The organism is Gelidibacter gilvus (genome assembly GCF_004115975.1).
Classification (GTDB): Bacteria; Bacteroidota; Bacteroidia; order Flavobacteriales; family Flavobacteriaceae; genus Gelidibacter; species Gelidibacter gilvus.
In genome coordinates, this window is record NZ_SDDZ01000001.1 from 765,400 (window position 1) to 791,700 (window position 26,301).

The 26,301-nt window shown below is 38.1% G+C and carries 20 protein-coding genes; 12 read left to right on the forward strand and 8 right to left on the reverse strand.

What is annotated here, in order from left to right; genetic code table 11:
* Positions 1-10: 10 nt before the first annotated feature.
* The 4 genes from ESZ48_RS03280 to ESZ48_RS03295 all read right to left on the reverse strand — a co-directional run bounded on the left by ESZ48_RS03280 (position 11) and on the right by ESZ48_RS03295 (position 7,343).
* Entirely contained in the window at positions 11-2,761 is a 2,751-nt protein-coding gene (locus ESZ48_RS03280; RefSeq protein ID WP_129015864.1) for a TonB-dependent receptor, read from the reverse strand.
* Positions 2,762-2,975: 214 nt separating this feature from the next.
* Positions 2,976-4,823 carry a glutamine--fructose-6-phosphate transaminase (isomerizing) gene (gene glmS, locus ESZ48_RS03285; RefSeq protein WP_129015865.1) on the reverse strand — a complete coding sequence of 616 codons (1,848 nt, stop codon included), beginning with the start codon at positions 4,821-4,823 and terminating at the stop codon, positions 2,976-2,978.
* Between the two features lie 25 nt (positions 4,824-4,848).
* Positions 4,849-6,489, reverse strand: a complete 1,641-nt coding sequence (locus tag ESZ48_RS03290; protein ID WP_129015866.1) for a DUF4270 domain-containing protein — start codon at positions 6,487-6,489, stop codon at positions 4,849-4,851.
* Positions 6,490-6,533: 44 nt separating this feature from the next.
* Positions 6,534-7,343: a glycogen/starch synthase gene (locus ESZ48_RS03295; RefSeq protein WP_129015867.1), complete on the reverse strand. Its 810-nt coding sequence runs from the start codon at positions 7,341-7,343 to the stop codon at positions 6,534-6,536.
* A gap of 110 nt (positions 7,344-7,453) precedes the next feature.
* Here ESZ48_RS03295 and panC point away from each other — a divergent pair, with 110 nt between their 5' ends.
* The 10 genes from panC to ESZ48_RS03345 all read left to right on the forward strand — a co-directional run bounded on the left by panC (position 7,454) and on the right by ESZ48_RS03345 (position 19,070).
* Entirely contained in the window at positions 7,454-8,302 is an 849-nt protein-coding gene (panC, locus tag ESZ48_RS03300) for a pantoate--beta-alanine ligase (protein ID WP_129015868.1), read from the forward strand.
* Between the two features lie 13 nt (positions 8,303-8,315).
* Positions 8,316-8,666, forward strand: a complete 351-nt coding sequence (gene panD, locus ESZ48_RS03305) for an aspartate 1-decarboxylase (protein ID WP_129015869.1) — start codon at positions 8,316-8,318, stop codon at positions 8,664-8,666.
* Between the two features lie 2 nt (positions 8,667-8,668).
* Entirely contained in the window at positions 8,669-9,640 is a 972-nt protein-coding gene (locus ESZ48_RS03310; protein WP_129015870.1) for a lysylphosphatidylglycerol synthase transmembrane domain-containing protein, read from the forward strand.
* 85 nt (positions 9,641-9,725) lie between these two features.
* The gene (locus tag ESZ48_RS03315; protein ID WP_129015871.1) at positions 9,726-10,865 is read left to right on the forward strand and encodes an alpha/beta hydrolase; all 1,140 of its coding nucleotides are present in this window, start codon (positions 9,726-9,728) and stop codon (positions 10,863-10,865) included.
* A gap of 86 nt (positions 10,866-10,951) precedes the next feature.
* A complete protein-coding gene (locus tag ESZ48_RS03320; protein WP_129015872.1) occupies positions 10,952-12,118 on the forward strand; it encodes an alpha/beta hydrolase in 1,167 nt (388 codons plus the stop codon).
* A 72-nt stretch (positions 12,119-12,190) separates the two neighbouring features.
* Positions 12,191-13,549 (forward strand): DNA repair protein RadA, encoded by a 1,359-nt coding sequence (radA, locus tag ESZ48_RS03325; protein WP_129015873.1) that lies wholly within the window; start codon positions 12,191-12,193, stop codon positions 13,547-13,549.
* Between the two features lie 94 nt (positions 13,550-13,643).
* Positions 13,644-14,108, forward strand: a complete 465-nt coding sequence (locus tag ESZ48_RS03330) for a hypothetical protein (protein ID WP_129015874.1) — start codon at positions 13,644-13,646, stop codon at positions 14,106-14,108.
* 194 nt (positions 14,109-14,302) lie between these two features.
* Entirely contained in the window at positions 14,303-17,770 is a 3,468-nt protein-coding gene (gene ileS, locus ESZ48_RS03335; RefSeq protein ID WP_129015875.1) for an isoleucine--tRNA ligase, read from the forward strand.
* Positions 17,771-17,774: 4 nt separating this feature from the next.
* Entirely contained in the window at positions 17,775-18,158 is a 384-nt protein-coding gene (locus tag ESZ48_RS03340) for a TraR/DksA family transcriptional regulator (RefSeq protein ID WP_129015876.1), read from the forward strand.
* A 255-nt stretch (positions 18,159-18,413) separates the two neighbouring features.
* Entirely contained in the window at positions 18,414-19,070 is a 657-nt protein-coding gene (locus tag ESZ48_RS03345; protein ID WP_129015877.1) for a lipoprotein signal peptidase, read from the forward strand.
* Here ESZ48_RS03345 and ESZ48_RS03350 read toward each other — a convergent pair.
* The 4 genes from ESZ48_RS03350 to ESZ48_RS03365 form a co-directional block, all read right to left on the reverse strand.
* Positions 19,052-19,621: a 5-formyltetrahydrofolate cyclo-ligase gene (locus ESZ48_RS03350; RefSeq protein ID WP_129015878.1), complete on the reverse strand. Its 570-nt coding sequence runs from the start codon at positions 19,619-19,621 to the stop codon at positions 19,052-19,054. The genes ESZ48_RS03345 and ESZ48_RS03350 overlap by 19 nt on opposite strands.
* A 10-nt stretch (positions 19,622-19,631) precedes the next feature.
* The gene (locus ESZ48_RS03355) at positions 19,632-20,606 is read right to left on the reverse strand and encodes a succinylglutamate desuccinylase/aspartoacylase family protein (RefSeq protein WP_129015879.1); all 975 of its coding nucleotides are present in this window, start codon (positions 20,604-20,606) and stop codon (positions 19,632-19,634) included.
* 8 nt (positions 20,607-20,614) lie between these two features.
* The gene (rimK, locus tag ESZ48_RS03360; protein WP_129015880.1) at positions 20,615-21,487 is read right to left on the reverse strand and encodes a 30S ribosomal protein S6--L-glutamate ligase; all 873 of its coding nucleotides are present in this window, start codon (positions 21,485-21,487) and stop codon (positions 20,615-20,617) included.
* A gap of 70 nt (positions 21,488-21,557) precedes the next feature.
* Positions 21,558-21,983, reverse strand: coding sequence for an ATP-dependent zinc protease family protein (locus ESZ48_RS03365; RefSeq protein ID WP_129015881.1), 426 nt, complete (start codon positions 21,981-21,983; stop codon positions 21,558-21,560).
* Positions 21,984-22,090: 107 nt separating this feature from the next.
* On the opposite strand from ESZ48_RS03365, the gene uvrC reads away from it, so the two are divergent.
* The gene (gene uvrC, locus ESZ48_RS03370; RefSeq protein ID WP_129015882.1) at positions 22,091-23,881 is read left to right on the forward strand and encodes an excinuclease ABC subunit UvrC; all 1,791 of its coding nucleotides are present in this window, start codon (positions 22,091-22,093) and stop codon (positions 23,879-23,881) included.
* 90 nt (positions 23,882-23,971) lie between these two features.
* A complete protein-coding gene (locus tag ESZ48_RS03375; protein ID WP_317127978.1) occupies positions 23,972-26,218 on the forward strand; it encodes a patatin-like phospholipase family protein in 2,247 nt (748 codons plus the stop codon).
* Positions 26,219-26,301 lie beyond the last annotated feature (83 nt).

The following is a 26,301-nucleotide window of genomic DNA, read 5'->3' on the forward strand; positions in this document are numbered from 1 at the left end:
TATCGTTTTTTTATAGGTTGTTGATAGTCCAAGACACATAATACATAGATCCGATTGACCCGGTACCAATAGCCGTAAAGTACTCTTTACCAAGAACGTTGGTTGCACCTGCCTTAAATGTAGATTTTATCGTAGGAACGGTAAAGTTAATTTGTGCGTCAAGTGAATGATAGGCTGGGATTGCACCATCTCCGAACGTAGCTTGCCAGTAGTAATCGTCACTCCATCTCCAAGCTGTATTGAATCCAAAGTTTTTAAACAACTCCGTGTTTCCGAAATTGACTTTCGTTTTATGCTCTGGAGTGTTAAAGCTTGTTTTAAAATCAGGGAATGCTGCCTGGTCAAAATCTTGTTTTGTATAAGTGTAACTGCCACCCAAATCAAAATTTCCAAAAACCTTTGTTGATACACCAATAGAACCACCATAAGAATTAACATCTGCTCTTGAGTTGGTGTAGGTTTGATAAACTTTATAATCCCCATTGGCAATAGCAGCTATAGATAAGGCATTGTCGCCAGCAGTTCCATATAAAGGAGCAACTACAACTTCACCGGAAATGAAATCTTGGTACTTGTTGTAATAAACGCTCATGTCAACGATCACGCTATTGAGCTTACCTCTATATCCAACTTCGGCAGTTGTAATCTTTTCTGGAGTTACAAGTGCTGAATTTCCAATTTTTAAATCGGCAGGATTTTCAGATTGGGCAAAAGCAGTTACAGAAGATGCTAAATATGAATTTGTATACGCCGCACCTCCTGTTTGGGTAATTTGAGCTGGTTGTCCGAATCCAATCTGACCTGAAGCACTCACTGGATAATCTCTAACGTAACGGTCTAAGTTACTTGGGGCAGAACCTACCAATACGGCACGACCGGCATCTAAACCAATAAATAAATCTTGAGTAGTTGGATTTCTAAAACCTGTTTGTACAGAAGCTCTAATATTATGATTTTGGTTCACCGTAAAACCTGCAGAGATTCTAGGAGAAAGAAAACCATCAAAAAATTCCGATTTATCATAACGTGCAGAACCTGTCAATTTCAATTTCATTTCTGCGCCTAAGTCAAATTCTTTCTGTAATTGGGTATAGACACCAAATTCTGAATAAGGAATAGAGCCGTCAAAATCCGTGTAGATTGTTCCTGAAGAATTCAATTCATATTTTCTGTAAGACCCTCCAACTTGAACGTCAATGACATCCCATAAGTGACTGAAGTTGTAGTTACCATCAGCGTGATAATATTTGGACTGATCTTTAAATTGAGAACCTGTAGCAAAATCAGGATCTTTAATAATTCTATCGAAAGCCGATTGGAAAGCAGGTGTGCCTGGCTCTAATCTTCCTGTTTCTGCAACTGCTCTTGCTGCGGCATGGGCTTGTGCTTCTGTTGCACCACTAAAAGTTGCGCCGGCATAAGTTTGAATGTATTCTCCAAACCATTGTGCATCGGGTTTCCAAGCACGGTTAATATTAATCCCCGTAAAAACCATGTCATATGAATCTCCAGCATTATCGGCAACCACATAACCTCTTACGAAGAAATTGTCATTCCTTACTTCAATCTTATGTTGTTGCTGTGTGAAATTATCAATGGCATACCTATTTGTTCCTTGGTAAATAGTAGAACCTGTACCAATTTTACCAACATATTGAATTTCAAAATCATTGGCCCAAGGTCTGAAATAAAGACCCCAGTCGGCTTTGATGCTTTCGGCATTGTAATCGGTTAAATCACGTTCTCCATATCCTGTTCTGCTCACAATAACATCCGGAATAACTCCTAAACCTCCAGAAGCGGCTCTAATATTGGTAGATACTTCATCACCATAAATATTGTAACCATCGTAATCTATACTTGCCCTCGTGGCACCACCGCTAGGTTTTCCACCATAGTTATTGGCGGTCCAATCGGTTCCTTTTAACCATCCAAAGTTTACTTTTGCGGCAAAATGATCGCTGAATTTATAAGCCATCCTTAAACCCGAATCTCTATAGGTGTTATCTCCACTGGCATCTTGAGAAGTGATACCTTGTTTGTGGTAACCACTGATACCTTGAAAATCGAAAGGGTTTTTACTACGCATAAAGAGAATACCGTTAAAGGCATTCGCACCATATAAAGCAGATGCGGCACCAGGCAATAACTCGACGCTCAATACATCGGTCTCATTCATTCCAACTAAGTTTCCAATTGGGAAATTCAGAGCAGGAGAGGAATTGTCCATTCCATCCACCAGTTGCATAAAACGTGTATTTGCAAAAGTTGCGAAACCTCTGGTATTAATGGATTTAAACGTTAAACTGTTCGTGTTGACATCAACGCCTTTTAAATTCTCCAGTCCATCATAAAATCCAGCAGATGCTGTGTTTTTAATTTCTTTAAGACCAAATCTTTCAACAGTTACTGGCGATTCAAAAACGCGCTCCGGTGTTCTGGAAGCTGAAATAATCACCTCATCCAAAGACGTGCCTTCGCGAAGCTGAAAGTCAAGGTTTTGGGTTGTTGTGGTCACCTGTTTTGTTCCCGATTCAAATCCTACACTACTTACTTGAATTGAAAATGGTGGTGTTTGAGAAGTGGTTAAACTGTAGTTTCCATCAAAGTCTGAAATTGTACCAGTTGACGTGCCTACAATAATAACATTGGCACCTGGTAAGGGTTGACCGGTTCCATCGGTTATTTTTCCGGATACTGTGGTTTGCGAATAAGTGAGGGTAACACTTAACAGCATCATAATCTTAAGAATTGTTTTCATTTTAGGAGATTAGTTAATTTTGGATACCAATATAAATAATAAAATGATACTTTGAATTGTTTTTCATAAAAAATTATGCATGCATAGTATTATTTGGCAATAAAGGTGGCAGCTATTTGTCAATTACAACAAAAAAAAGGCTAAAAACCACTATAAAGTAGCTTTTAGCCTGATGTTATATGCCATTACTGTAAAAGTAACACGATGTGAATTCTTACTCTACAGTGACAGATTTTGCAAGGTTTCTTGGTTGATCTACATTTTTTCCTAGCAGGACTGCAATATGATACGACAATAGTTGCAATGGAATAGTAGTTAATAAAGGCGATAAATTCTCTAAAGTTTCAGGAACTTCAATCACGTGATCCGCGAGTTCTCTAACACTCACATCACCTTCAGTTACAATACCTATAATTTTACCTTTTCTGGCTTTGATTTCTTGAATATTACTGACGACTTTTTCGTAGTGTCCTTTTTTGGTAGCGATGATAATGACAGGCATGTTTTCATCGATAAGTGCAATAGGACCATGTTTCATTTCTGCAGCAGGGTAGCCTTCGGCATGGATATAGGAGATTTCCTTTAATTTCAAGGCGCCTTCTAAAGCTACAGGGAAATTATAACCTCTTCCTAAATAAAGCATGTTACGCGAATCTTTATACAATTCTGCAATGGCTTGGATGTGTTTATCCGCTTTTAAAGCTTGTTTTACTTTTTCTGGAATAAGTTCCAATTCTATCAACTGTCTGCGATAGTCTGAACTTGACATCGTACCTTTTGCTCTTGCTAAACGTAAAGCTATTAAGGTGAGAACTGTAATTTGAGTTGTGAATGCTTTTGTGGAGGCAACCCCAATTTCAGGACCTGCGTGGGTGTAAGCACCAGCATCGGTCTCTCTTGCAATGGATGAGCCTACAACATTACAGACACCAAATACAAAAGCACCTTTTGATTTTGCCAATTTAATAGCTGCCAATGTATCTGCGGTTTCACCAGATTGGGAAATTGAAATCACCACGTCCTTTTCAGTAATAACGGGGTTTCTATATCTAAATTCTGACGCATACTCCACTTCAACAGGAATTCTTGCCAAATCTTCAAAGATATACTCAGCCACCAATCCTGCATGCCATGAGGTGCCACAGGCGACAATAATAATGCGGTCGGCATTTAGAAAACGCTTCATATTGTCTTCAATACCAGCCATTTTAATGATGCCCTCTTCCACCAATAAGCGGCCTCTATAAGTATCTTTTATAGCTAAAGGTTGTTCGTAAATTTCCTTAAGCATAAAATGGTCGTAACCACCTTTTTCGATTTGTTCTAAATTGAGTTGAAGTTTTTGGATATATGGATTGACCAAAGAGTCATCCTGTATTTTTCTGATTTTGATGTCTTTATCTAATCTGATGATTGCCATTTCATGATCTTCAAGATAGATGGCATTGTCAGTAAACTCGATGAAAGGAGAAGCATCACTGGCGATAAAAAACTCACCTTCACCAATCCCGATTGCTAAGGGGCTTCCTAATTTTGCTACAACAATTTCATTGGGTTTTGTTTTGTCAAATACTGCAATGGCATAGGCACCAATAACTTGGTTCAAAGCCAATTGGACTGCTTTTCCAAGTTTGATCTTTTCATTGCTCATGACATCTTCAATCAAATTGATCAGCACTTCAGTGTCTGTATCTGATTGAAACGTAAACCCACGCTTGATAAGTTCTTTTTTTAGCGAATCGTAATTTTCAATGATCCCGTTATGAATGATCACTAAATTACCTGAATTGGAATAATGGGGATGTGAATTGACATCATTTGGAACACCGTGAGTGGCCCAACGTGTATGTCCAATGCCCAATTTTCCACTGGTGGACATTTCTTTTTCTAAGAGTTCCTTTAAATCAGCAACTTTACCTTTTGTTTTGCATAAGTTGAGGTCTTTACCATCATATAAAGCAATACCAGCGCTGTCATAGCCTCTGTATTCTAAGCGTTGCAATCCTTTTAAAACAATAGGATAAGCCTCTCTATGGCCAATATATCCGACAATTCCGCACATCTTTTATTAGGTATTAAGTTGATTATTAGTTATTTGGTTCAGTATAAAATATCTCCAAATATAACTTTTTATTTTCATTGGCACCTATTATGTTACTTCCGTATAAGACAGTGCCTTTTGGAGATAAAATGGAGCTTACAGGTAGTTTTTTGGTAGAATTGTTAGTTGGAGTTAGAACAGAACCTTGTGATATGGCGTCTTCTACATTAACATTGGTAGAGACCGCCAATCCTAAACTAACATTTGAGGAATCCTTCAGTAAAAGATTTTTAATGTGTTCAGTAATTTTGATTTTGTATTTAACACCTTGTGAATTAGCTTCGTCGTTGACACGTTGTAACACGCCAAGGTGATTGCTTCTGGAAATCTCCGCAGAATCGAAGTAATAATCCACCAAGGGAATGTTGTTTTTGGTATCGTATATAAAAACTCTATCTGGTTCTTGACCTTGCGTAAGGCTTTGGTCTACATAAAAAATCAAATTGGCTTCATTGACCAACCTTTTCGCTTTTACAAATTTTCCTGAAGCATCTGTTTGAACAAAATCGTTTTTGAACGTTTCAAAAGCGGTCATTGTGCCTTCGTTCGCATCCATATCAGTACCTTCAAATAGTTTGATAACGGCCATGGCGCCCTGTCCGCCTTTCAGATATAATTTCTCATCGCCAGCAATTGGGTTGCCATTAGGAATATTCAAAAAGAAATCGTTATCTAAAAAATTAATGATATTACTTGTCGGACTAGTTGGGTTTGGATTATAACTCGGGAAATTTAATCTATAAGTTCCTGTAATCCGCACGCCATCAGTTGCTGTTTCTGCAGGTGGTGAACTGTAATGAAGAGTGATATTGGCATTGGTAGATCCAAAATTAAGCATCATCATAGTGCCATCATTGTTGATAGCTTCCGCTTCAAAATAAATACCTCTAAAATAATTTTGAAAATTATTTTCGTTGCTCAATACTGGGTCACCTCCCTTAAGTAAAATTTTATTTGACCAAAATGTGGTGTCCATTTTAAAGCGTAACGATGGCGCCAAACGTGTGATTTCTTCCCCTTTTTTAAGTATGATTTCCTTGTTACTTGGTTTAAAATTGATAGAATCTTTCAATAATGTGCCTTGTAAGGAAGTTAAAGGGATTTGACTTGACGCAGACATTGATCGGTTAGAATAATATTTTTGAGGCTGGTTAAATCCTGCATTCGGATCAAAACTTCTCAAAAAATAGTTGTTCTCATAAAGTTTAAAGTTGATAGGACCATTTCCATAAATAGAATCTAATTTATAAGAGGTAACATCATTCTCAACTCCAGTAGATTTACTAAAATAAGGAATAGTCAATACTACAGAATCCAATCTTATTTTCTTAGGAAATTGTGGATCTGCTGTGACTGGCGACAATTGCGTAACCAAACTAGCGGTGCTATTTCCGTACACCAGGTCTTTGTAAAAACCAAATAAATTGGACGGTAAATTGTTGGTCTGAACAGGCTCTAGCTTATTGGTATAAGCGATGACATCATACTTGAGGTCAGCCACATCAAAGTTATTTAGACCAGAAATATCTGAATCAAGAGATACAAAATCCTTGTCACATGCAATGAATGCTGTCATCAATACAGCAAGGATAAATAGGTTTTTTAAGGCGATTTTTTTGTTTTTCATTACTATCTGTAAGTGGATTTAGAAGCGAATAGTGTGTTGTTATACTATTTAAGAACTTTGGTGTTATAGAAATCTGCATAGGGTTCAGCAAAGTCTTCCTGGGAATAATAGTCCAGAACCGGTTTTTCCGATGCTTTTAAATAATCCTCCAATTCAGGATCCAGCTCATAAGAGCCTTTTATGAGGGCATCAGAGTAATCAATCGCAATCTTCATCAAATTGATGAAACTTGGCTTTTCTAAGATTTTAATTGCTGCGTCATCAATATTGTCAAATTTCACTTTGTTAATCATCCCAGTACTTAACGTGCCTTCAAAACTTTGATCGTATATGGAGGTCACAATTTTACTGTCGGTGAACAAAGGCTCATTTTTATAATATTCTTTGAGGTAAACAGGAAGTAAAGACGCCAACCATCCATTAACGTGGATGATGTCCGGTGCCCAATTGAGTTTTTTTACGGTTTCAATAACGCCTTTGGCGAAAAATATGGCACGCTCATCATTGTCAGGATAAAGACTTCCATCTTCATCCGTTAAGGTGGCTTTTCTCTTAAAATACTCTTCGTTGTCAATAAAGTAAACCTGGATTCTTTCTTTAGGAATGGAGGCCACTTTTATAATCAAAGGCATATCCAAGTCATTGATGACTAAATTAATCCCTGATAGTCTTATTACTTCATGCAACTGATGTCTACGTTCATTTATGTTTCCATACCTGGGCATGAATATCCGTATTTGTCCTCCTTGTTTATTCACCATTCTTGGAGCTTCAAATGACATTGAAGAAATTTCAGTTTCAGGTAAATAAGGTACAACCTCGGAAGACACGTACAATATCCTCTTATCTTTCATAAATCACGGAGTTTAAAAAAATTAAAATTTAAAACACGCAAAAGTACAAAATTTTATGCAGATTGATAGTAAAATCTTAAGTTTGCACGCTGTTAATATTTTGTTATATAATGATAATTTGCCATAAAAAGGAAGATTTAAGACAGGTTGTAGATGGGCTGAGGCGTGAAAACCAAACCATTGGTTTTGTGCCTACAATGGGTGCTTTGCATGACGGACATTTGTCGTTAATTAGAAAAGGACTAGAGGAAAACGCTCGAATGGTGGTGAGCATTTTTGTTAATCCGACACAATTTGACAACACCGCGGACCTCGAAAAATACCCGAGATCCATAGAAAGCGATTTAGAACTATTGCAAATATTTTCAAAAGATGTGATTGTTTATGCTCCGGCGGCCGATGATATTTATGGAAATAGTATTTCGTCTGAACACTTTAATTTTAATGGTTTGGAAGATCAAATGGAAGGCCAATTTAGAAAAGGCCATTTTGATGGCGTGGGGACCGTTGTAAAACGTTTGTTTGAAATCGTACAACCAGATACGGCCTACTTTGGCAAGAAGGATTTTCAGCAATTCCGGATTATTCAAGAGTTAATAAAAAAACATCATCTTCCTATTAAAGTCGTAGGTGTTGAAATTTTCAGAGATAAAGATGGTTTGGCCTTGAGTTCAAGAAACGAACGCTTAACCAAAGCGCAGCGAGAAGCAGCACCTTTTATCTACAAAACACTAAAAACTGCCAAAAATCGTTTTGGCACGGAAAGTGCAAAGAAAGTTGCGGAATGGGTTGAAAAACAGTTTGCTGAACAGGATTTGCTGACCTTGGAATATTTCACCATTGCTGATGAAGCAAGCTTACAAACCATCCAAAGAAAAACTAAAACTAAATCATATAGAGCTTTTATTGCTGTTTATGCCGGAGATATCCGACTTATAGATAATATAGCGCTTAATTAATTACCTTTGCCAAATGCAAATACAAGTTGTAAAATCGAAAATACACCGTGTCAAATGTACAGGTGCTGAGCTTAATTATATAGGAAGCATAACCATTGACGAAGATTTAATGGATGCTGCCAATATTATTCAAGGCGAAAAAGTACAGATTGTCAATAATGACAACGGCGAACGCTTGGACACTTATGTGATTCCTGGGCCGAGAAATTCCGGTGAAATAACCCTCAATGGCGCTGCTGCAAGAAAAGTAGCGGTTGGAGATACCCTTATTTTAATTACTTATGCGTTTATGGAATTAGAAGAAGCCAGAACCTTTAAGCCTTCATTGGTTTTTCCTGATGAAGCTACCAACTTACTCAAATAGTATTGAACGCCAAGACCAAAAAAACATTAAGGATCGGGCTCCCGGTTTTATTGGCCGTTTTTTTTGGTTGGTATACCTTTTCAAAATTACCTATTGATCAAATCATACCGTATTTCAAATCGGCAAATTATGGTTGGATTGTTTTAGGGATGCTTCTTGGTTTGCTCAGTAATTTATCTCGAGCGTACCGATGGAAATATTTACTGACGCCTATGGGCTACAGTGTGAAGCTTCCCAACAGCATCATGGCCGTTTTTATTGCTTATTTGGCAAATTTCGGTATCCCAAGATCTGGCGAAGTGCTAAGGGCTGCAGTTTTGACAAATTATGAGGACGTCCCATTTCAGAAGGCTTTTGGCACTATTATAGCAGAACGGATGGCAGATATGATCATACTCCTAAGCATTGTTGCCATCACGCTTTTAATCCAGTTTGATTTTATTTATGAACTTTTACAGACCGCTTTTCAGCCAAAGAAGCTCATTATTTTTGGAACCATTGGGATTGTTTTTTCGATCTTAGTTTTTGTCTATCTAAAGAAAAGCCAATCCAAAATAGCTTTAAAAGTGCGAAATTTTGCCCGTGGTTTATTGGAAGGGATCTTGAGTATTTTTAAGATGGAGCATAAGTGGCTCTTCATTTTCCATACCCTGTTTATATGGACCATGTATGTGTTGATGTTTTATATCACCACTTTAGCGGTAGATGATTTAAGCGGTGTTTCCATTGGTGCATTGCTAATCGCATTTATTGCAGGCAGTTTTACCATAGCCGCAACTAATGGCGGTATTTTTGTCTATCCACTGGCTATTGGTGCAGCTTTTTCTATTTTTGATATTCCAGAAAATCCAAGTATTGCCTTTGGGTGGATCATGTGGGTCTCTCAAACCCTTATGATTATTGTGCTGGGGAGTCTTTCTTTTTTGTTTTTGCCGGTCTATAATGCGAAGCAAAAGGCGATCAAGAAAGGTTGAGTCTTTACTAAACAATTAAAATGGCGTGGTGAAACAATCCGAATATTTTTTTACCTTGCCGTAGCTAATATTAATCACAAATTATATGCAAAAGATAACCCTTGTCCTATTGTTTCTCATCAGCATCTCAATGGGTGCCCAGGTTATTTATCAACCTTTTGATTCCGAAAAATTGGGCGAAAGGAGAGAACTTAAGATTCAGTTACCTCGGAATTATGATCCTGAGGATAAAATACAATACCCTTTAATAATTGTTTTGGATGGCGATTATTTGTTTGAACCTTTTGCCGGAAATGCCGATTATCAGGCTTATTGGGGAGAGATGCCCAAAGCAATTGTGGTTGGTGTCAACCAAAGAAACAGTCGTGAGAAGGACCTTTTTTATGACAAGGAAATCTATTTTCCTGCCCATGAAGGGGCTTCCTTTTTTGAGTTTATAGGCATGGAACTTATCCCATACATAGAAAGCAAATACAATGTTTCAAATTTCAGAATTGTGGCGGGACACGATTTGAGCGCGAATTTTATTAATTATTATTTGTTTAAAGACTTCCCAATTTTTAGGGCGTTTATTTTGTTAAGTCCAGACTTGGCACCAGAAATGGCCGTTAGGGTTCAAGAGCGCCTTTCAACCATTAAAACCGACACCTTCTACTATATAGCAACAGCTGATAATGATATTGTTGATTTAAAAGAAAAAATTGTTTCGCATAATGCGCAAATGGGAGCTGTTAATAATCCAAAAGTGCATTATAGATTTGATGATTTTCAGGACGCCGACCATTATTCACTGGTGGGCTTGGGCATTCCAAAAGCCCTGAATGAAATATTTTCTCTATACAAGCCTATCAACAAACAAGAATATGCAGACCTTGTGATGACTTATCCAGAAGGGCCGTTTAAATATCTCGAAAAGAAGTATGCAGACATCAAGTTCTTTTACGGATTTGAAAAGAAAGTGGTTGAGAACGATATCAGAGCAGTCGCGGCGGCTGCACTGAAGAAAGATGATCGTGATGCCTTGAGGGATTTGTCGAGATTGGCGCGAAAGGAATTTCCAGATTCCATGATCAGTGCCTATTATACAGGAATGTATTATGAAAATGAAAATAATCTTAAAAAGGCCTTGCACAACTATCAACAAGGACTGCTTTTAAATGCTTCTGATTTTATTGACAAGGATATGTTATTAGACAAAATCTACACTATAAAAGATAAAAATTAGCCGCATTCGTGCATTTCATCGAATAATTTATACAGATCAACTATATTTGTATATATTTACCATCCCAAACCTTAAACCTACTTACGATGAAAAAAGCCCTACTTTTTCTCTTCATCATGCTGTGCGCTATATCTATTAATGCACAAACAATTTATGAAAGCTTTCAGTCCCGAAAATTAAATACAACTAGAGATTTAAAAATTCGACTTCCAAATAACTACGATCCTTCATCCAATTTGAAGTACCCAGTGATTATAGTTTTTGATGGCGATTACTTGTTTGAACCTGTTGTAGGACAAGTCGCTTTCCAAACTTATTTTGACAAAATGCCGGAATCCATTGTGGTGGGCCTCGTACAAGGAAAAGATCGCTTCTATGATAGTTATCATGATGAAGTGACAGGATTACCTATTGAGTTTGGTGCTCGATTTTACGATTTCATCAGTACAGAATTGATCCCACACATTGATCGTAATTATAAGACCAGTAAATTTAAAGTGGCTGTTGGTCATGATCTCATGGCTAATTTTATGAACGCGTTCTTGTTGAAAGATGATCCGATATTTAAGGCCTATGTCAATTTAAGTCCAGATTTTAAAGGGGATATGGATGAGAATATCAGCAACAGATTGAAATGGTTAAAAGAAGATGTTTTTTACTATATGGTCACCAGTAGTGATGACGTTGCACCGCTTCGAAATGGCATTCTTGAAGCGAATCAAAAATTGAATCAAGTTGACAATAAGGCTTTGAAGTACTATTTCGATGATTTTGAAGGCCACTCTCACTATACGTTGGTGACTGGCGGTTTATCCCAAGCTTTGGATAAGATATTTGAGCTTTATAAACCCATCAGTGATCGGGAATTTAAAGAGGACATTCTTACTTATGAGGGCACATTGGATACCTACATCAGCAAGCGTTATAAAAAAATTGAGGATTTGTTTGGAATCTCCAAGCCTATTTCGGAAGATGAATTTGAGAAAATAGTAAAAGCAGCTGAGCAACGCGATGATGTTGCATCTCTAGAAAAAATTGGGAAATTGGCCAACAAACAAGATCCAACTACGTCTTACGGTACCTATTATATGGCGCTCCATGCTGAAAGAATCGGCAAAACTAAACGTGCTAAAAAGCTATACGAATCTGCGCTAGATTTAGAGTCCACACCACATATCAACAAAGATCTCATTCTTTTAAAAGTAGAAGGCCTTGCCGTAGCCGGTGATGATAAGGAAAGTGATATTGACTAATAAAACCTGAATTAGGATTTATAATAAGAACTAATACCGCAAATAGTTTTAATTTAGCTCAAACTTTAAAGGATGGCTAAAATAAAAACAACTTTTTTCTGTCAAAATTGTGGCAGTCAATATTCTAAATGGCAGGGTCAGTGCACGGCTTGTAAAGAATGGAATACCATTGTTGAAGAGGTCATCCAAAAGGAAGAAAAATCCAGTTGGAAAAGCCCTTCCTCAGCCGTAAAACGCGCATCCAAACCTTTGCGCATCACTGAGATTGATGTGACCCAGGAAGCGCGAATGAACACTGAAGATGAGGAATTCAATCGCGTTCTTGGCGGCGGCATTGTTCCCGGATCAATGATTTTGTTGGGAGGAGAGCCGGGGATTGGAAAGAGTACACTTCTACTTCAAATCTCATTGAAACTGCCTTATAAAACCCTGTATGTTTCTGGTGAAGAAAGCCAGCAACAAATTAAAATGCGGGCAGAACGCATCAATCCTAGCAGTGCTAACTGTTATATCCTGACCGAAACAAAGACCCAAAATATCTTTAAGCAAATTGAAGCTCTTGAGCCAGATATTGTGGTTATAGATTCCATTCAAACCCTACATACTGAATATATAGAATCGTCTGCTGGGAGTATTTCTCAAATAAAGGAATGCACTACGGAGCTTATAAAATTCGCAAAAGAAACGGGAACCCCAGTCATTTTAATTGGACATATTACCAAGGATGGGAATATTGCCGGTCCTAAAATTTTGGAGCATATGGTGGATACTGTCCTCCAATTTGAAGGCGATCGCAACCATGTATTTCGGATTTTAAGAGCCCATAAAAACCGTTTCGGATCTACCAATGAACTGGGGATTTATGAGATGCAAGGATCTGGGCTTCGAGAAGTTTCCAATCCTTCAGAAATTTTAATTTCCAAAAAGGACGAAGAACTTTCAGGAAATGCCGTAGCCTCTACTTTAGAAGGCATGCGTCCGCTCATGATTGAAGTGCAAGCGTTGGTCAGTACAGCCGTTTATGGAACGCCACAAAGATCCGCGACCGGTTTTAATGCCAAACGCTTAAACATGCTTTTGGCAGTGTTAGAAAAACGTGCCGGATTTAGATTGGGCGCTAAAGACGTTTTCTTGAATATTACTGGAGGAATTTCAGTGGATGATCCTGCCATCGATTTGGCAGTTGTAGCGTCGGTATTATCATCAAATGAAGATGTTGCCATTCCTAAAGATTTTTGTTTTGCCGCTGAAGTTGGACTTTCTGGAGAGATCCGTCCTGTACAACGGGTAGAGCAGCGGATTTTGGAGGCGGAAAAGCTAGGTTTTTCAACTATTTTTGTATCCAAATACAATAAAATCGCACTTAAAAACACAGGAATCAAGATCCAATTGATTTCTAAAATTGAGGATTTGGTGAGTTTTTTGGTTTGAGGAATTAAAACCATAGTCGAGAAACTCCAATGCATCATTTTTAACGCAATCAAGAATAATATCAAATTTCTAAAAATACTTAAACAACCACTAAATGAAATTCAAAGCCGTTCAAATCCTATTTGCTATTGTTTTATTCACCTCCTGCGGACCAAAACCTAGCAAATCCATTGCAGATATCACAAAAGAAATTGATACTTATATTTCACACGTTGATGCCAATTCCGATTTAAAAGAAGAAACCATTGAAGGTGCTTTGACCGATTTGGAAGGTTTTAAGGATATTGGTAAATTCAAGTATACCGTATATTTTGATGGACAGAGCAACCATCTGTATAAAATAAAAAATGTTGAAATGACCGATAAAACCATTTCTGAGACTTATTATTTTAAAGATGGCGATTTAATGTTCATAGACACCAACCTTGGAGGTGCATCCAATAAAATGTATGTTCAAAAGTATAAAGTTATTTCCGAAACCAAAACGAATGCCGAAACCCAAAAGCTGTTGTTGGAAAAGGCAAAGCGTTTCCAGAAAAACTTCAATAAAGAGCGTTAATAATCTGCCTTTGTTGGTGTTTTCCACCAACAAATCTAAATAACCTGCCTTTTTCAGTCTTTTTTACCAACAAATCTAAAGCCTCAAAGGATACTTTTCAGCCTCAAATCCCGCAGTTTTCTTTTTCCGACATTTAGGACTTCTAATTTCTCAAAAATCATTAATTTCGCACTTCGATTAGAATTAATGATATCATGAGATTCACTGAATATAAAGGGCTTGACTTACCGAACGTTGCAGAGGAAATTGGCAAGTATTGGAAAGAAAACGGCATTTTTGATAAAAGCGTTACCACAAGAGAGGGTAGCAAACCATTCGTATTTTTTGAAGGGCCTCCTTCAGCAAACGGACTCCCTGGAGTACACCACGTTTTGGCGCGCGCCATTAAAGATATTTTTCCACGTTATAAAACCATGAAGGGCTTTCAGGTAAAGCGTAAAGCGGGATGGGATACCCACGGCTTGCCAATTGAATTGGGTGTGGAAAAAGAATTGGGAATTACCAAAGAAGATATTGGCAAAACCATTTCCATAAAAGATTACAACGCTGCCTGTCGTAAAGCAGTCATGCGTTACACAGATGCGTGGAATGAGCTTACTGAAAAAATGGGCTATTGGGTAGATATGGATAATCCATACATTACTTATGAGCCAAAATATATGGAAAGCGTTTGGTGGTTGCTCAAGCAAATCTATGACAAGCAACTTATATACAAAGGCTATACCATTCAGCCGTATTCGCCAAAAGCAGGGACAGGATTAAGCAGTCACGAGCTCAATCAACCTGGTACTTATCAGGATGTGACGGATACCACAGCAGTGGCGCAGTTTAAAGCCAATGCCGATTCACTTCCAGATTTTTTACGAGATGAAGGTGATATCTACTTTTTGGCTTGGACGACCACACCATGGACATTGCCAAGTAATACGGCCTTGACCGTTGGACCAAAAAATGATTATGTCTTGGTTGAAACCTATAATCAATACACGTTTGAACCGCTAAATGTCATTCTTGCCAAGCCATTGGTTAACAATCAATTTGATGGGAAATTCAAAAGAGTTGAAACGAAACCAGAGTTGTTGGAATATACTTCAGGCGACAAAAAAATCCCATATTTCATTGTTAAGGAATTCAAAGGAAAAGATTTAGTCGGAATTACCTACGAGCAGTTATTACCATACGCACTTCCAAACGACCATCCGGAAAATGCCTTTAGAGTGATTGCTGGGGATTTCGTAACTACTGAAGATGGTACAGGAATTGTCCATACAGCACCAACTTTTGGTGCGGATGATGCCTTGGTTGCCAAACAGGCCGTTCCGGAAATCCCACCAATGTTGGTAAAAGATGAAAACGGAAATCTGGTGCCACTTGTAGATTTACAAGGGCGATTTAGAAAAGAAGTCAAAGATGAACTTTATGGTTTTGCTGGCGAATATGTGAAATCGGAATATTTAGAAGATGGCGAACTAGTTTCTGAATACGAAAAACAGAAAGTGAGTTTGCAATCTGTGATTTCCAATCTTAAAGAGTATTTGAGTGTTGATGAGCGCTTGGCACTTAAATTAAAAAATGAAAACAAGGCTTTTAAGGTCGAAAAATATAAACACAGTTACCCAAATTGCTGGCGTACCGACAAACCAATTCTGTATTACCCATTAGATTCCTGGTTCATTAAAGTAACTGATGTCAAGGACAGAATGTTTGAACTGAATGAAACCATCAATTGGAAACCAAAATCTACCGGAACGGGGCGTTTTGGGAATTGGTTGGCCAATGCGAACGATTGGAATTTATCTCGTTCACGTTATTGGGGTATTCCATTGCCAATTTGGAGAACCGAAGATGGTAAGGAGGAAATCTGTATTGGATCGGTTGCCGAATTGAAGGCTGAGATGCAAAAGGCTGTATCAGCAGGCGTTTTGGCAAAAGACATTTTTGAAGAGTTCGAGGTTGGAAACCAATCGGAAGAGAACTACGCAAAAATAGATTTACATAAAAACATCGTTGATGACATCGTTTTAGTCTCGCCGACAGGAAAACCAATGCAGCGTGAAGCGGACTTGATTGATGTTTGGTTTGATTCTGGCGCTATGCCGTATGCACAATGGCATTATCCTTTTGAAAATGCCGATCTTATCGATGATAAAAAAGCTTTTCCTGCCGATTTCATCGCAGAAGGCGTTGACCAAACCCGTGGCTGGTTTTATACTTTGCATGCTATTGCCACCATGGTATTTGATTCGGTGGCCTATAAAAATGTGGTTTCTAACGGATTGGTATTGGACAAAAACGGACAGAAAATGTCCAAACGTTTAGGAAATGCTGTAGATCCTTTTACCACCTTGGATGATTACGGAGCCGATGCCACACGTTGGTATATGATTTCTAACGCCAATCCGTGGGATAATTTAAAATTTGACTTGGAAGGCATTGAAGAGGTAAAACGCAAGTTCTTTGGAACACTTTACAATACCTATTCCTTCTTTACACTGTATACTAATCTCGATAATTTCAATTATTCTGAAGCTGAAATCCCTTTGGAAGATCGCCCCGAGATTGATCGTTGGATTTTATCTGAGCTACATACCTTGATTCAAAAGGTTGATGAGTATTATGCAGATTATGAACCGACAAGGGCTGCTCGTGCCATTTCAGATTTCACACAAGATCATTTAAGTAATTGGTATGTGCGATTGAGCAGAAGACGTTTCTGGAAAGGCGATTATCAACAAGATAAAGTATCGGCCTACCAAACCTTGTACACCTGTTTGGTGACCATTGCAAAACTTGGCGCACCAATTGCACCGTTTTATATGGATCGACTATATCTCGATTTAAATGCGGTCACTCAAAAGGAAACTTTTGAAAGTGTGCATTTATCAGATTTCCCCGTTTATGATGAGGCGCTTGTTGATAAGGAATTGGAGCGTAAAATGGAAGCTGCACAAAACATCTCTTCTTTAGTATTGTCTTTAAGAGCTAAAGAAAAGATCAAAGTACGTCAGCCCCTGCAAAAAATCATGATTCCTATTTCAAGTGAAGCACAGAAGCAAGAGATTTTAGCGGTGGCAGATTTAATAAAATCTGAGGTTAACGTCAAGGAAATTGAGGTTTTGGAAGATGCTTCTGATATTTTGGTCAAACAGATAAAACCTAACTTTAAGGTGCTTGGACCTCGTTTTGGACAGGACATGAAGGCAGTGGCTCAGGCGATTGGAGGTTTTGACGCCAAGAATATCAAAGAAATCGAACAAAACGGTAGTTTAGATATGGAAGTTAATGGAAAAAGTATTAAATTGGAACTTTCAGATGTAGAAATTACCTCACAAGATATTGAGGGCTGGCTTGTTGCAAGTTCTGGTCCATTGACAGTTGCCCTAGATGTGACAATTACAGATGAATTAAGAAAAGAAGGGATTGCAAGAGAGTTGGTAAACCGTATTCAAAATTTAAGAAAGGATTCGGGTTATGAGCTTACTGACAGGATTGTAGTACACTTCCAGAAAGATGAACATATTATTAACGCAATAAACAAAAACTTAGATTACATAAAAACCGAAACCTTAACCGAAAAGTTGGAAATTCTGGAACACTTAGATAATGGTATAGAAATTGCTTTTGATGATGTAAATACCAAGTTGTTTATTAAAAAAATTTAAAATTATGAATGTAGATGCAAACGTTAGATATTCTGATAAAGATTTAGCAGAATTTAAAGTATTGATTCAAGAAAAGATACAGAAGGCAATTCGTGATTTAGACCTTATCAAAAGTGCGTACATGAACGACCTTAATAATGGTACGGATGATACATCGCCTACTTTTAAGGCTTTTGAAGAAGGTAGTGAAACCATGAGTAAGGAAGCTAACTCACAGTTGGCCATTCGTCAAGAGAAATTTATTCGAGACCTTAAAAACGCTTTGATACGCATAGAGAACAAAACCTTTGGTGTGTGTCGCGTAACTGGTAAGTTGATTGGTAAGGAGCGCTTAAAATTGGTGCCTCATGCTACTTTAAGTATTGAAGCTAAAAACATGCAACAGTAACATTCCCATGAAAATGGGAAATCAGAGATTCAGCCTAGCGGTTCTCGTGAAAAGACATTTGCATTGCTTTTAAACAAAAAACACTTCTAAAATAGAGGTGTTTTTTTGTTTGATACGTTATATCATAAAAGCAGGTTTTTCAATAAAAATGCTATTTTTGCACTTTATTTAGAATGAGACGGCTGCCATTAGAATCATAAGATAGCCGAACTGTAATCGTCATTAAAAAAGAGTCTCACTTTCGTGGGAAATGTTATGTCCCTAAAAAAAGCGACCTTATTGATCATCATCATCCTAGTGATTGATCAAGTCAGTAAATTTTACATTAAAACCCACTTTGCTCTACACCATAGAATTGAAGTGTTTGACTGGTTTCATATCTTATTTGTAGAAAATGATGGGATGGCTTGGGGTACAAAGCTGAGTGATTTTATCGCTGGGATTTCAGATCGCACCGCAAAATTGGCATTAACAATTTTTCGTATTGTTGCGGTGATTGGAATTGGCTATTGGTTGGTCACTTCGGTAAAGAAAAAAGGGCCTCATATTCTTATTGTGGCCATCGCCTTAATTTTCGCCGGCGCCTTGGGTAATATCATTGATTCTGTTTTTTATGGCATCATATTCGACGACAGTTATAGCCAAGTGGCGACATTTCTGCCAGAAACGGGTTATGATACCTTATTTCATGGGATGGTGGTAGATATGCTTCATTTTCCAATTTGGAAAGGTGTTCTACCAGAGTGGATTCCGTTTTATGGTGGTGATTATTTTACCTTCTTTGAACCGGTGTTCAATGTGGCAGATATGGCAATAAGCTCTGGAATTGGCATGTTGATCGTCTTCAATAAAAAGGCCTTTCATCAAGATGAAGAAGAAATTGCTGAGGCTGTTTATGTAGAAAAAGAATAAATGGTTTGTGGCGTGACGCAATAATCTAAAGCCACATCACTCTCAGAAACATCTTCAATTTTTTCTTCGGCTTCAAAAAGTGACAGCCCTATTTTAAGAGTTTCAGGTCTGCATTCCGAAAGAAACTTATCATAGAAACCTTTCCCGTAGCCCACCCGATGGCCTTGTTTGTCAAAAGCTAACAGCGGCACAAAAACCACATCTATTTTAGCGGAATCAATCTCAATACCATCAACCGGTTCCGGAATGTTCCAGGAGTTTTTTTTGATCACGGTAGTGTCCAATAAGAGATAATGAATCATTTTCAAACTTTCAAAATGGGTCTTTGAAATCACACTATTTTTATCTTTCCCCGATAAAATATTGAGAATATAATCCGTGTTGATTTCTTTATGCTCAGTGATGCTCAGAAAAATATGATAAAAAGAAAGATTCCAAATTGGAAGTTGCAGCAATTGGTTAGAAATAGCCAAACTCTTCGTTTCAATGTTTTCTGAAGAAAATTCCTTGCGCTTTTGTTTGTAAATCCGTCTTAATTCTGATTTATTCATTGCCATGTCATTAGTCGCTTACCACCTTCGTTATATGAAAAAGTGCATCACCTTGATAGACCAATGAAGCTTCGTTCACATTAATCACATAGCCATCTAGTGTCGTTTTAACTTCATGGTAGACTTTGCCGTAGGGATCCGTGATTTGTCCTAAAACATCATCCACCTTAACTTTTGTGTTTACCTTGACTATCGATTTGAACATCCCAGATTGTTTGGCCCTGATCCATTTGCTTTCTTCTATAAACACCGTCGGCAACTTTGGGGGATTTGCTTTAATCCGATGATGCAACATGTCATAATGTGCCAAGATGCGTTTGACGCCTTCCACACCAACTTTCGAGATGTTGTCATCTACAAAGAATGATTTTCCACCTTCATAAAGTAAAATCGGTTTCCCTAATTGAAAACAGGCATTTCTAAAAGACTTGCCAATATGGTTGGAATATAAGACGAATGGCGCGCCAAAAATACGCGCTAAATCATTCAGCTCTGGTTGGTTTCTGACGATTCTTATCTGTGCAGCATTAAATCGGCTGGCACCGCCCGTATGGAAATCGATGATCAAATCGACATCCGGAATAATTTCATGCATCAGCCGGTGTGCTACCCTGCTTGCCAATGAACCATTGGAAGAACCTGGAAACACCCTATTCAAGTCGCGACCATCTGGAAAGGCGCGTTTGCTACTTAAAAATCCAAAAATATTCAAAATGGGCATGCAAATTATCGTGCCTCGTTTTGGGCGGTTGATACGTCTTGCAATCAATTGCCTGACAATATCAACCCCATTAATTTCATCGCCATGAATGCCTGCAGAAAACAAAATAGTCGGCCCCGGTGTTTTGGAGCGTTCAATGATTATGGGAATCTCGATCTTTGTGGCGGTATGGAGTTTAGCAATATTAAAATTGATTTCCCGTGAGGCGCCCAATGGAATTTCTTCCCCTAAAATGGTGATTGTATTTCTATTTTCTTTCAGCATGAATAAAGTTAAACGTTACGTTCAATATATCTTATGATACTTTTGGCGATATCTTTTTTGGTGGCCGCTTCAATCCCTTCCAAACCTGGTGAAGAATTGACCTCCAAAATTAATGGGCCACGCGCAGATTGCAACATGTCCACGCCACAAACACCCAATCCGAGTGCTTTAGCAGCTTTCAAGGCAGCGTTTTCTTCTTCGTCAGTCAATTGAATGATTTCTGCAGTGCCACCTCTGTGAAGGTTAGATCTAAACTCACCGTCTTTACCTTGTCGTTTCATGGCACCAACTATGTTGCCATCAACTATAAAAGCCCTGATGTCTGCTCCTTTAGCTTCCTTGATGAATTCTTGAATGATGACGCGCGCCTGCAACCCGTGAAAAGCTTCAATCACAGATTCTGCGGCATTGTTGGTTTCGGCCAAAACAACGCCCAACCCTTGAGTGCCTTCCAAAAGTTTGATTACCAATGGCGCCCCGCCCACTGATGCGATAACCTCAGAAGCATCTTTGGTATAATTTGAAAACACTGTTTTTGGCATTCCCAATCCCGCACGAGAAAGTACCTGAAGACTTCTCAGTTTGTCGCGTGACCTTACCAAAGCTTGGGATTCAACCACTGAAAACACCTTCATCATTTCAAACTGTCGTACTACTGCAGTGCCATAAAAAGTCACTGAAGCGCCAATTCTAGGAATAATGGCATCGACATTTTCTAAAACCCGGCCTTTATACAAAATGGCAGGATTTTTCTTTTCAATAATAATATCACATTTTAAAGGATCTATCACTTCACAAGTATGCTTGCGCTGTCTGGCAGCTTCCACGAGGCGTTGAGTAGAATATAAATGAGGGTTTCTGGATAAAATAATAATGTTCATTGGGTCTAATTTGCTTTAAATTTTTAGTGATAAGGATTAATGTGATCGCATAAAGATGCGCACCCAATGCTTATTTGTTTTTGTTGTTATAAGATATGTTTTTTTGTGTGACATCCACGATAAATTTTTTACTTATGAATTTCCGACCAATTAAAATCGGAAATCTCATGTCTTCCCGCGTACTTAAAGTAAGCGAGATATTGTATTTCTTTTCAAATAAAATAATGTTGGTCTTTACTTTATATCGGTTTTGAACAACACCATTACTGCTTTTGACTTTTGCCAAGGTATATTCTTTAAATCGAATCTCCTTTCCGTTATAATGTGGATGGCCTTTATCGTAAAACAAACACACCAACTCTTCATTGTCTATCCATACTTTATGGGTATGGATGGAGGAGGTATAGGCACCTGTATCTATTTTGACGTCAATATCAAAAAGATCGAGTGCTGGGAAATCTGCTTTGTCAATTCTGCCTATAGTTTTTTTGGGCATCTGTCTTAATTACAATTGGGTTGCAAGATAATAAAAAATCATTCTTTTATTGAAAGTCTTAAAATGCTTTCTATTGAAAAGTTTTGAAGATATAGTATCTTTGGTATATGAGTAAGCCTACTTTAGAAATCCAATTGCAGACATTGCCCCATGAACCTGGAGTGTATCAATATTTTGATGTCAATGATAAGATTTTATATGTAGGTAAAGCCAAGGATCTTAAGAAACGTGTCAGTTCTTATTTTACAAAAAACCATGATTATGGCAAGACCAAAGTACTGGTCAAGAAAATTGTCACCATTAAACATATTGTGGTTGAGACGGAAACCGATGCCCTGCTTCTCGAGAACAATCTCATCAAAAAGTACCAACCCCGTTATAACGTATTGCTCAAGGATGATAAGTCCTATCCATGGATCTGCATCAAAAAAGAACGTTTCCCGCGAGTATTTTCAACACGTCGAGTGATTAAGGATGGTTCTGAGTATTTTGGACCTTATACGAGTATGAAAACGGTAAAAACGCTTCTCGATCTGATCAAAGGGGTTTATATGTTGCGAACCTGTACTTATGATTTGGCTCCGGAGAAGATCCATACGGGTAAATTTAAAGTCTGTTTGGAATACCATCTGGGCAATTGCAAAGGGCCGTGTGAAGGCTATCAATCTGAAGCCGATTACCAAGAAGACATCACAGCGATCAGAGAAATTTTAAAAGGGAATTTTAAAGATTCCTTGTCGCAATTCAAACAACAAATGAAAGCGCATGCTGAGGCTATGGAATTTGAAGATGCACAGCGCATCAAGGAAAAAATTGATATTCTTGAGAATTACCAAGCAAAATCTACGGTGGTCAATCCTAAAATAAGTAACGTTGATGTATTTTCAATAGTTTCTGATGAAGGTTATGCATATATCAATTTCCTTCAGTTGTCTTACGGTTCCATCATCCGATCCCATACCATGGAAATTAAAAAGAAATTGGATGAAACTGATGAAGAATTGTTGCCATTGGCCATCACTGAAATCAGACAGCGTTTCCATTCTACAAGCAAAGAGGTTTATGTCCCTTTTGATTTGGATTTGGGTGAAGACCTTAAAGTCAGTATTCCAAAATTGGGTGATAAGAAACGCATTCTTGACCTGTCAGAGCGCAACGCCAAATATTACCGTCTGGAGCGGTTTAAACAAGTCAAAATTATTGATCCCGATCGCCATGCCAACAGAATCATGGCACAAATGAAGGTCGACTTACGTCTTAAGGAAGAACCCCGACATATTGAGTGTTTTGATAACAGCAATATTCAAGGCACTAACCCAGTGGCGGCTTGTGTGGTCTTTAAAAATGGGAAGCCTAGTAAAAAAGATTACCGACATTTCAATATCAAAACCGTGGACGGACCAGATGATTTTGCCTCCATGGAAGAAGTCGTTTACCGACGCTACAAGCGCTTGTTGGAAGAAGAACAGTCCTTGCCACATCTCATCATTATTGACGGTGGAAAAGGCCAATTGTCTTCCGCCTTAAAAAGTCTGGATCTTTTAAATTTAAGAGGAAAAATTGCAATCATCGGAATTGCGAAACGTTTGGAAGAATTATTCTATCCAGATGATCCAATTCCGTTATATTTAGATAAAAAAAGCGAAACACTAAAAGTTATTCAGCAATTGCGTAATGAAGCCCATCGTTTTGGGATCGAACACCACCGTAACAGACGCAGCAAAGGCGCTTTGACCACGGAGTTGGAGTTGATACCTGGCATTGGTGAACAATCTATAGTTGATTTGATGACACATTTTAAAACCGTTAAAAAAATCAGTAATGCGAGCTTTGAGGAATTGCAGCAAGTTGTTGGTGCATCCAGAGCAAAGAAAATCCTTGATTTTTATAATAAGTAACCTACAGAACCCGAAATGTCGGGAGGTAAATTAATCTACAAGATTCACATCTGAAAGTATTTGGAGTTGGAGGTTTAAAAAATAAATAATTTGAAAAAACTCACGTACATAATCGTTCTCACCCTTTTCATTTCCCTATCAATGAACGGTCAGGACAGCATTCCGCAGAAACCACAAAAAACGCCCAAAATAGGTTTGGTTTTGAGTGGTGGTGGCGCCAAGGGATTTGCGCATATTGGCGTGTTAAAAGTGATTGACAGCTTGGGTATTAAGATTGATTATATTGCAGGAACCAGCATGGGTGCCATCATAGGCTCATTATATGCCTCTGGCTATTCTGGAAAACAATTGGATTCTATTTTTAGTTCCCTCAATTTTGATGACGTTATTAACGATAATCTTCCAAGGTCTGCCAAAACATTTTATGAGCGGGACAATTCAGAACGGTACGCCGTGACGCTGCCATTTACAAACTTCAAGCTGAAACTGCCTTCAGCGCTATCAAGAGGTCAAAATGTATTTAATCTGTTATCGAAACTAACCTTGCATGTCACCGATATTCCCGATTTTGACAAGTTGCCAATTCCTTTCTTTTGTGTGGCTACCGATGTGGAAACGGGGAAAGCTATTATTTTGGATCATGGAAATTTAGCCCAAGCTGTTACGGCAAGCGGGGCGTTCCCCTCTTTATTTCAGCCGGTTATTATAGATGATCGTGTACTTATTGACGGCGGTGTCATTAATAATTATCCTATTGATGAGCTGAAGGCCAAAGGGATGGATTTAATTATTGGCGTGGATGTGCAGGACGGTTTGGCCAAACGGGAAGACTTAAATTCGGCACCTTCAATTTTACTTCAGATCAATAACTATCGGACTATTAGTGATATGATCAAGAAAGTTGAAAAAACCGACATCTACATTAAGCCAGATATAACCGATTATACCGTGGTGTCCTTTAGCGAAGGCAAAAAAATTATTGAAAGTGGTGCAAGGGCAACGCGCATAAAACTTGATGAATTAGGACAACTTCCAAAATACAAAAGCTCAAGAGGCGTAGAGATGGACCTTACTTCTAAGGATAGTATCGCTATTAACGAGATTAAGATATATGGAAATAATAGATATACTCGCGCCTATATTTTGGGGAAATTGAAGCTTGTTGAAGATACTAAAGTGAGTTATGCTAATTTTAATGAGGGTGTAAATAACTTGGTAGCGACCAATAACTTTACCACCTTCTATTTTGAATTTGAAAAGACCGATAGACCCAATGTCTTTAATTTATTGGCTACGCTGGATGAAAGTAATGTTACCAACTTTTTAAAATTTGGGATCCATTATGATGATCTATATAAAAGTGCAGCGTTGGTGAATTTTACTAAAAAACGGGCTTTGTTAGATGATGATGTCGTGTCCTTAGATTTGATCTTGGGCGATCAGGTACGCTATAATTTTGAGTATTATATAGATAAGGGCTTTTACTGGAGTATTGGCCTGCGTTCAAGATTTAATCAATTTAACAGAAATGTCAATGTGAAATTGTTTTTGAATGATCAAGAGCAATCCTTGGCGGGATTAAACAAGATTGGTGTTGAAATTGAGGATCAAACCAACCAGATTTATATTCAAACCATGTTTGCAAAAGATTTCGCACTAAGTTTAGGCGGAGAACATAAGCGCTTGAAAATAAAATCGGAAACTGTGTCTGCCAATATCCCAGGTGGGACACGATTTTTTGAAAATACAGATTATTTGTCCGTTTTTGGAACCTTAAGATTGGATACTTATGACAATAAATACTATCCAAAAACAGGTTTTTATTTTAGTGGGGATTTTCATCTTTATCTTCACGCATCTCATTTCAATAAAGATTTCAATAATTTCTCTATTGCCAAAGCGGATATAGGCTATGCTTTTGGAATCTCCGATAAATTATCAACCAATATTTTTACCCAAGGTGGATTTAAAATTGGCGATAACAATACACAGTCGCTCGATTTTGCTTTGGGCGGTTATGGCAATAATTTCATCAATAACTTTATTTCATTTTATGGCTATGATTATATCACCCTCACCGGAGATAGTTTTGTAAAAACCACGTTGAGTTTGGATTATGAGCTTTTTAAAAAGCACCATATTACCGTCGCAGCCAACTATGCCAACATAGGCTATGGTCTCTTTGAGTCGGGTACTTGGTTCTCATCTCCTACTTATTCGGGGTATGCACTTGGTTATGGACTGGAAACATTTTTAGGGCCATTGGAAGCAAAATACACCTATTCTCCTGAACTTGGTGAAAGTATTTGGTTGTTCAACTTAGGGTTTTGGTTTTAACACTTCGACTGCGCTCAGTGTGACAGTCTGATGTCAGGGTGAGCGTCAATGTCAGGGTGAGCGTCAATGTCAGGGTGAGCGCA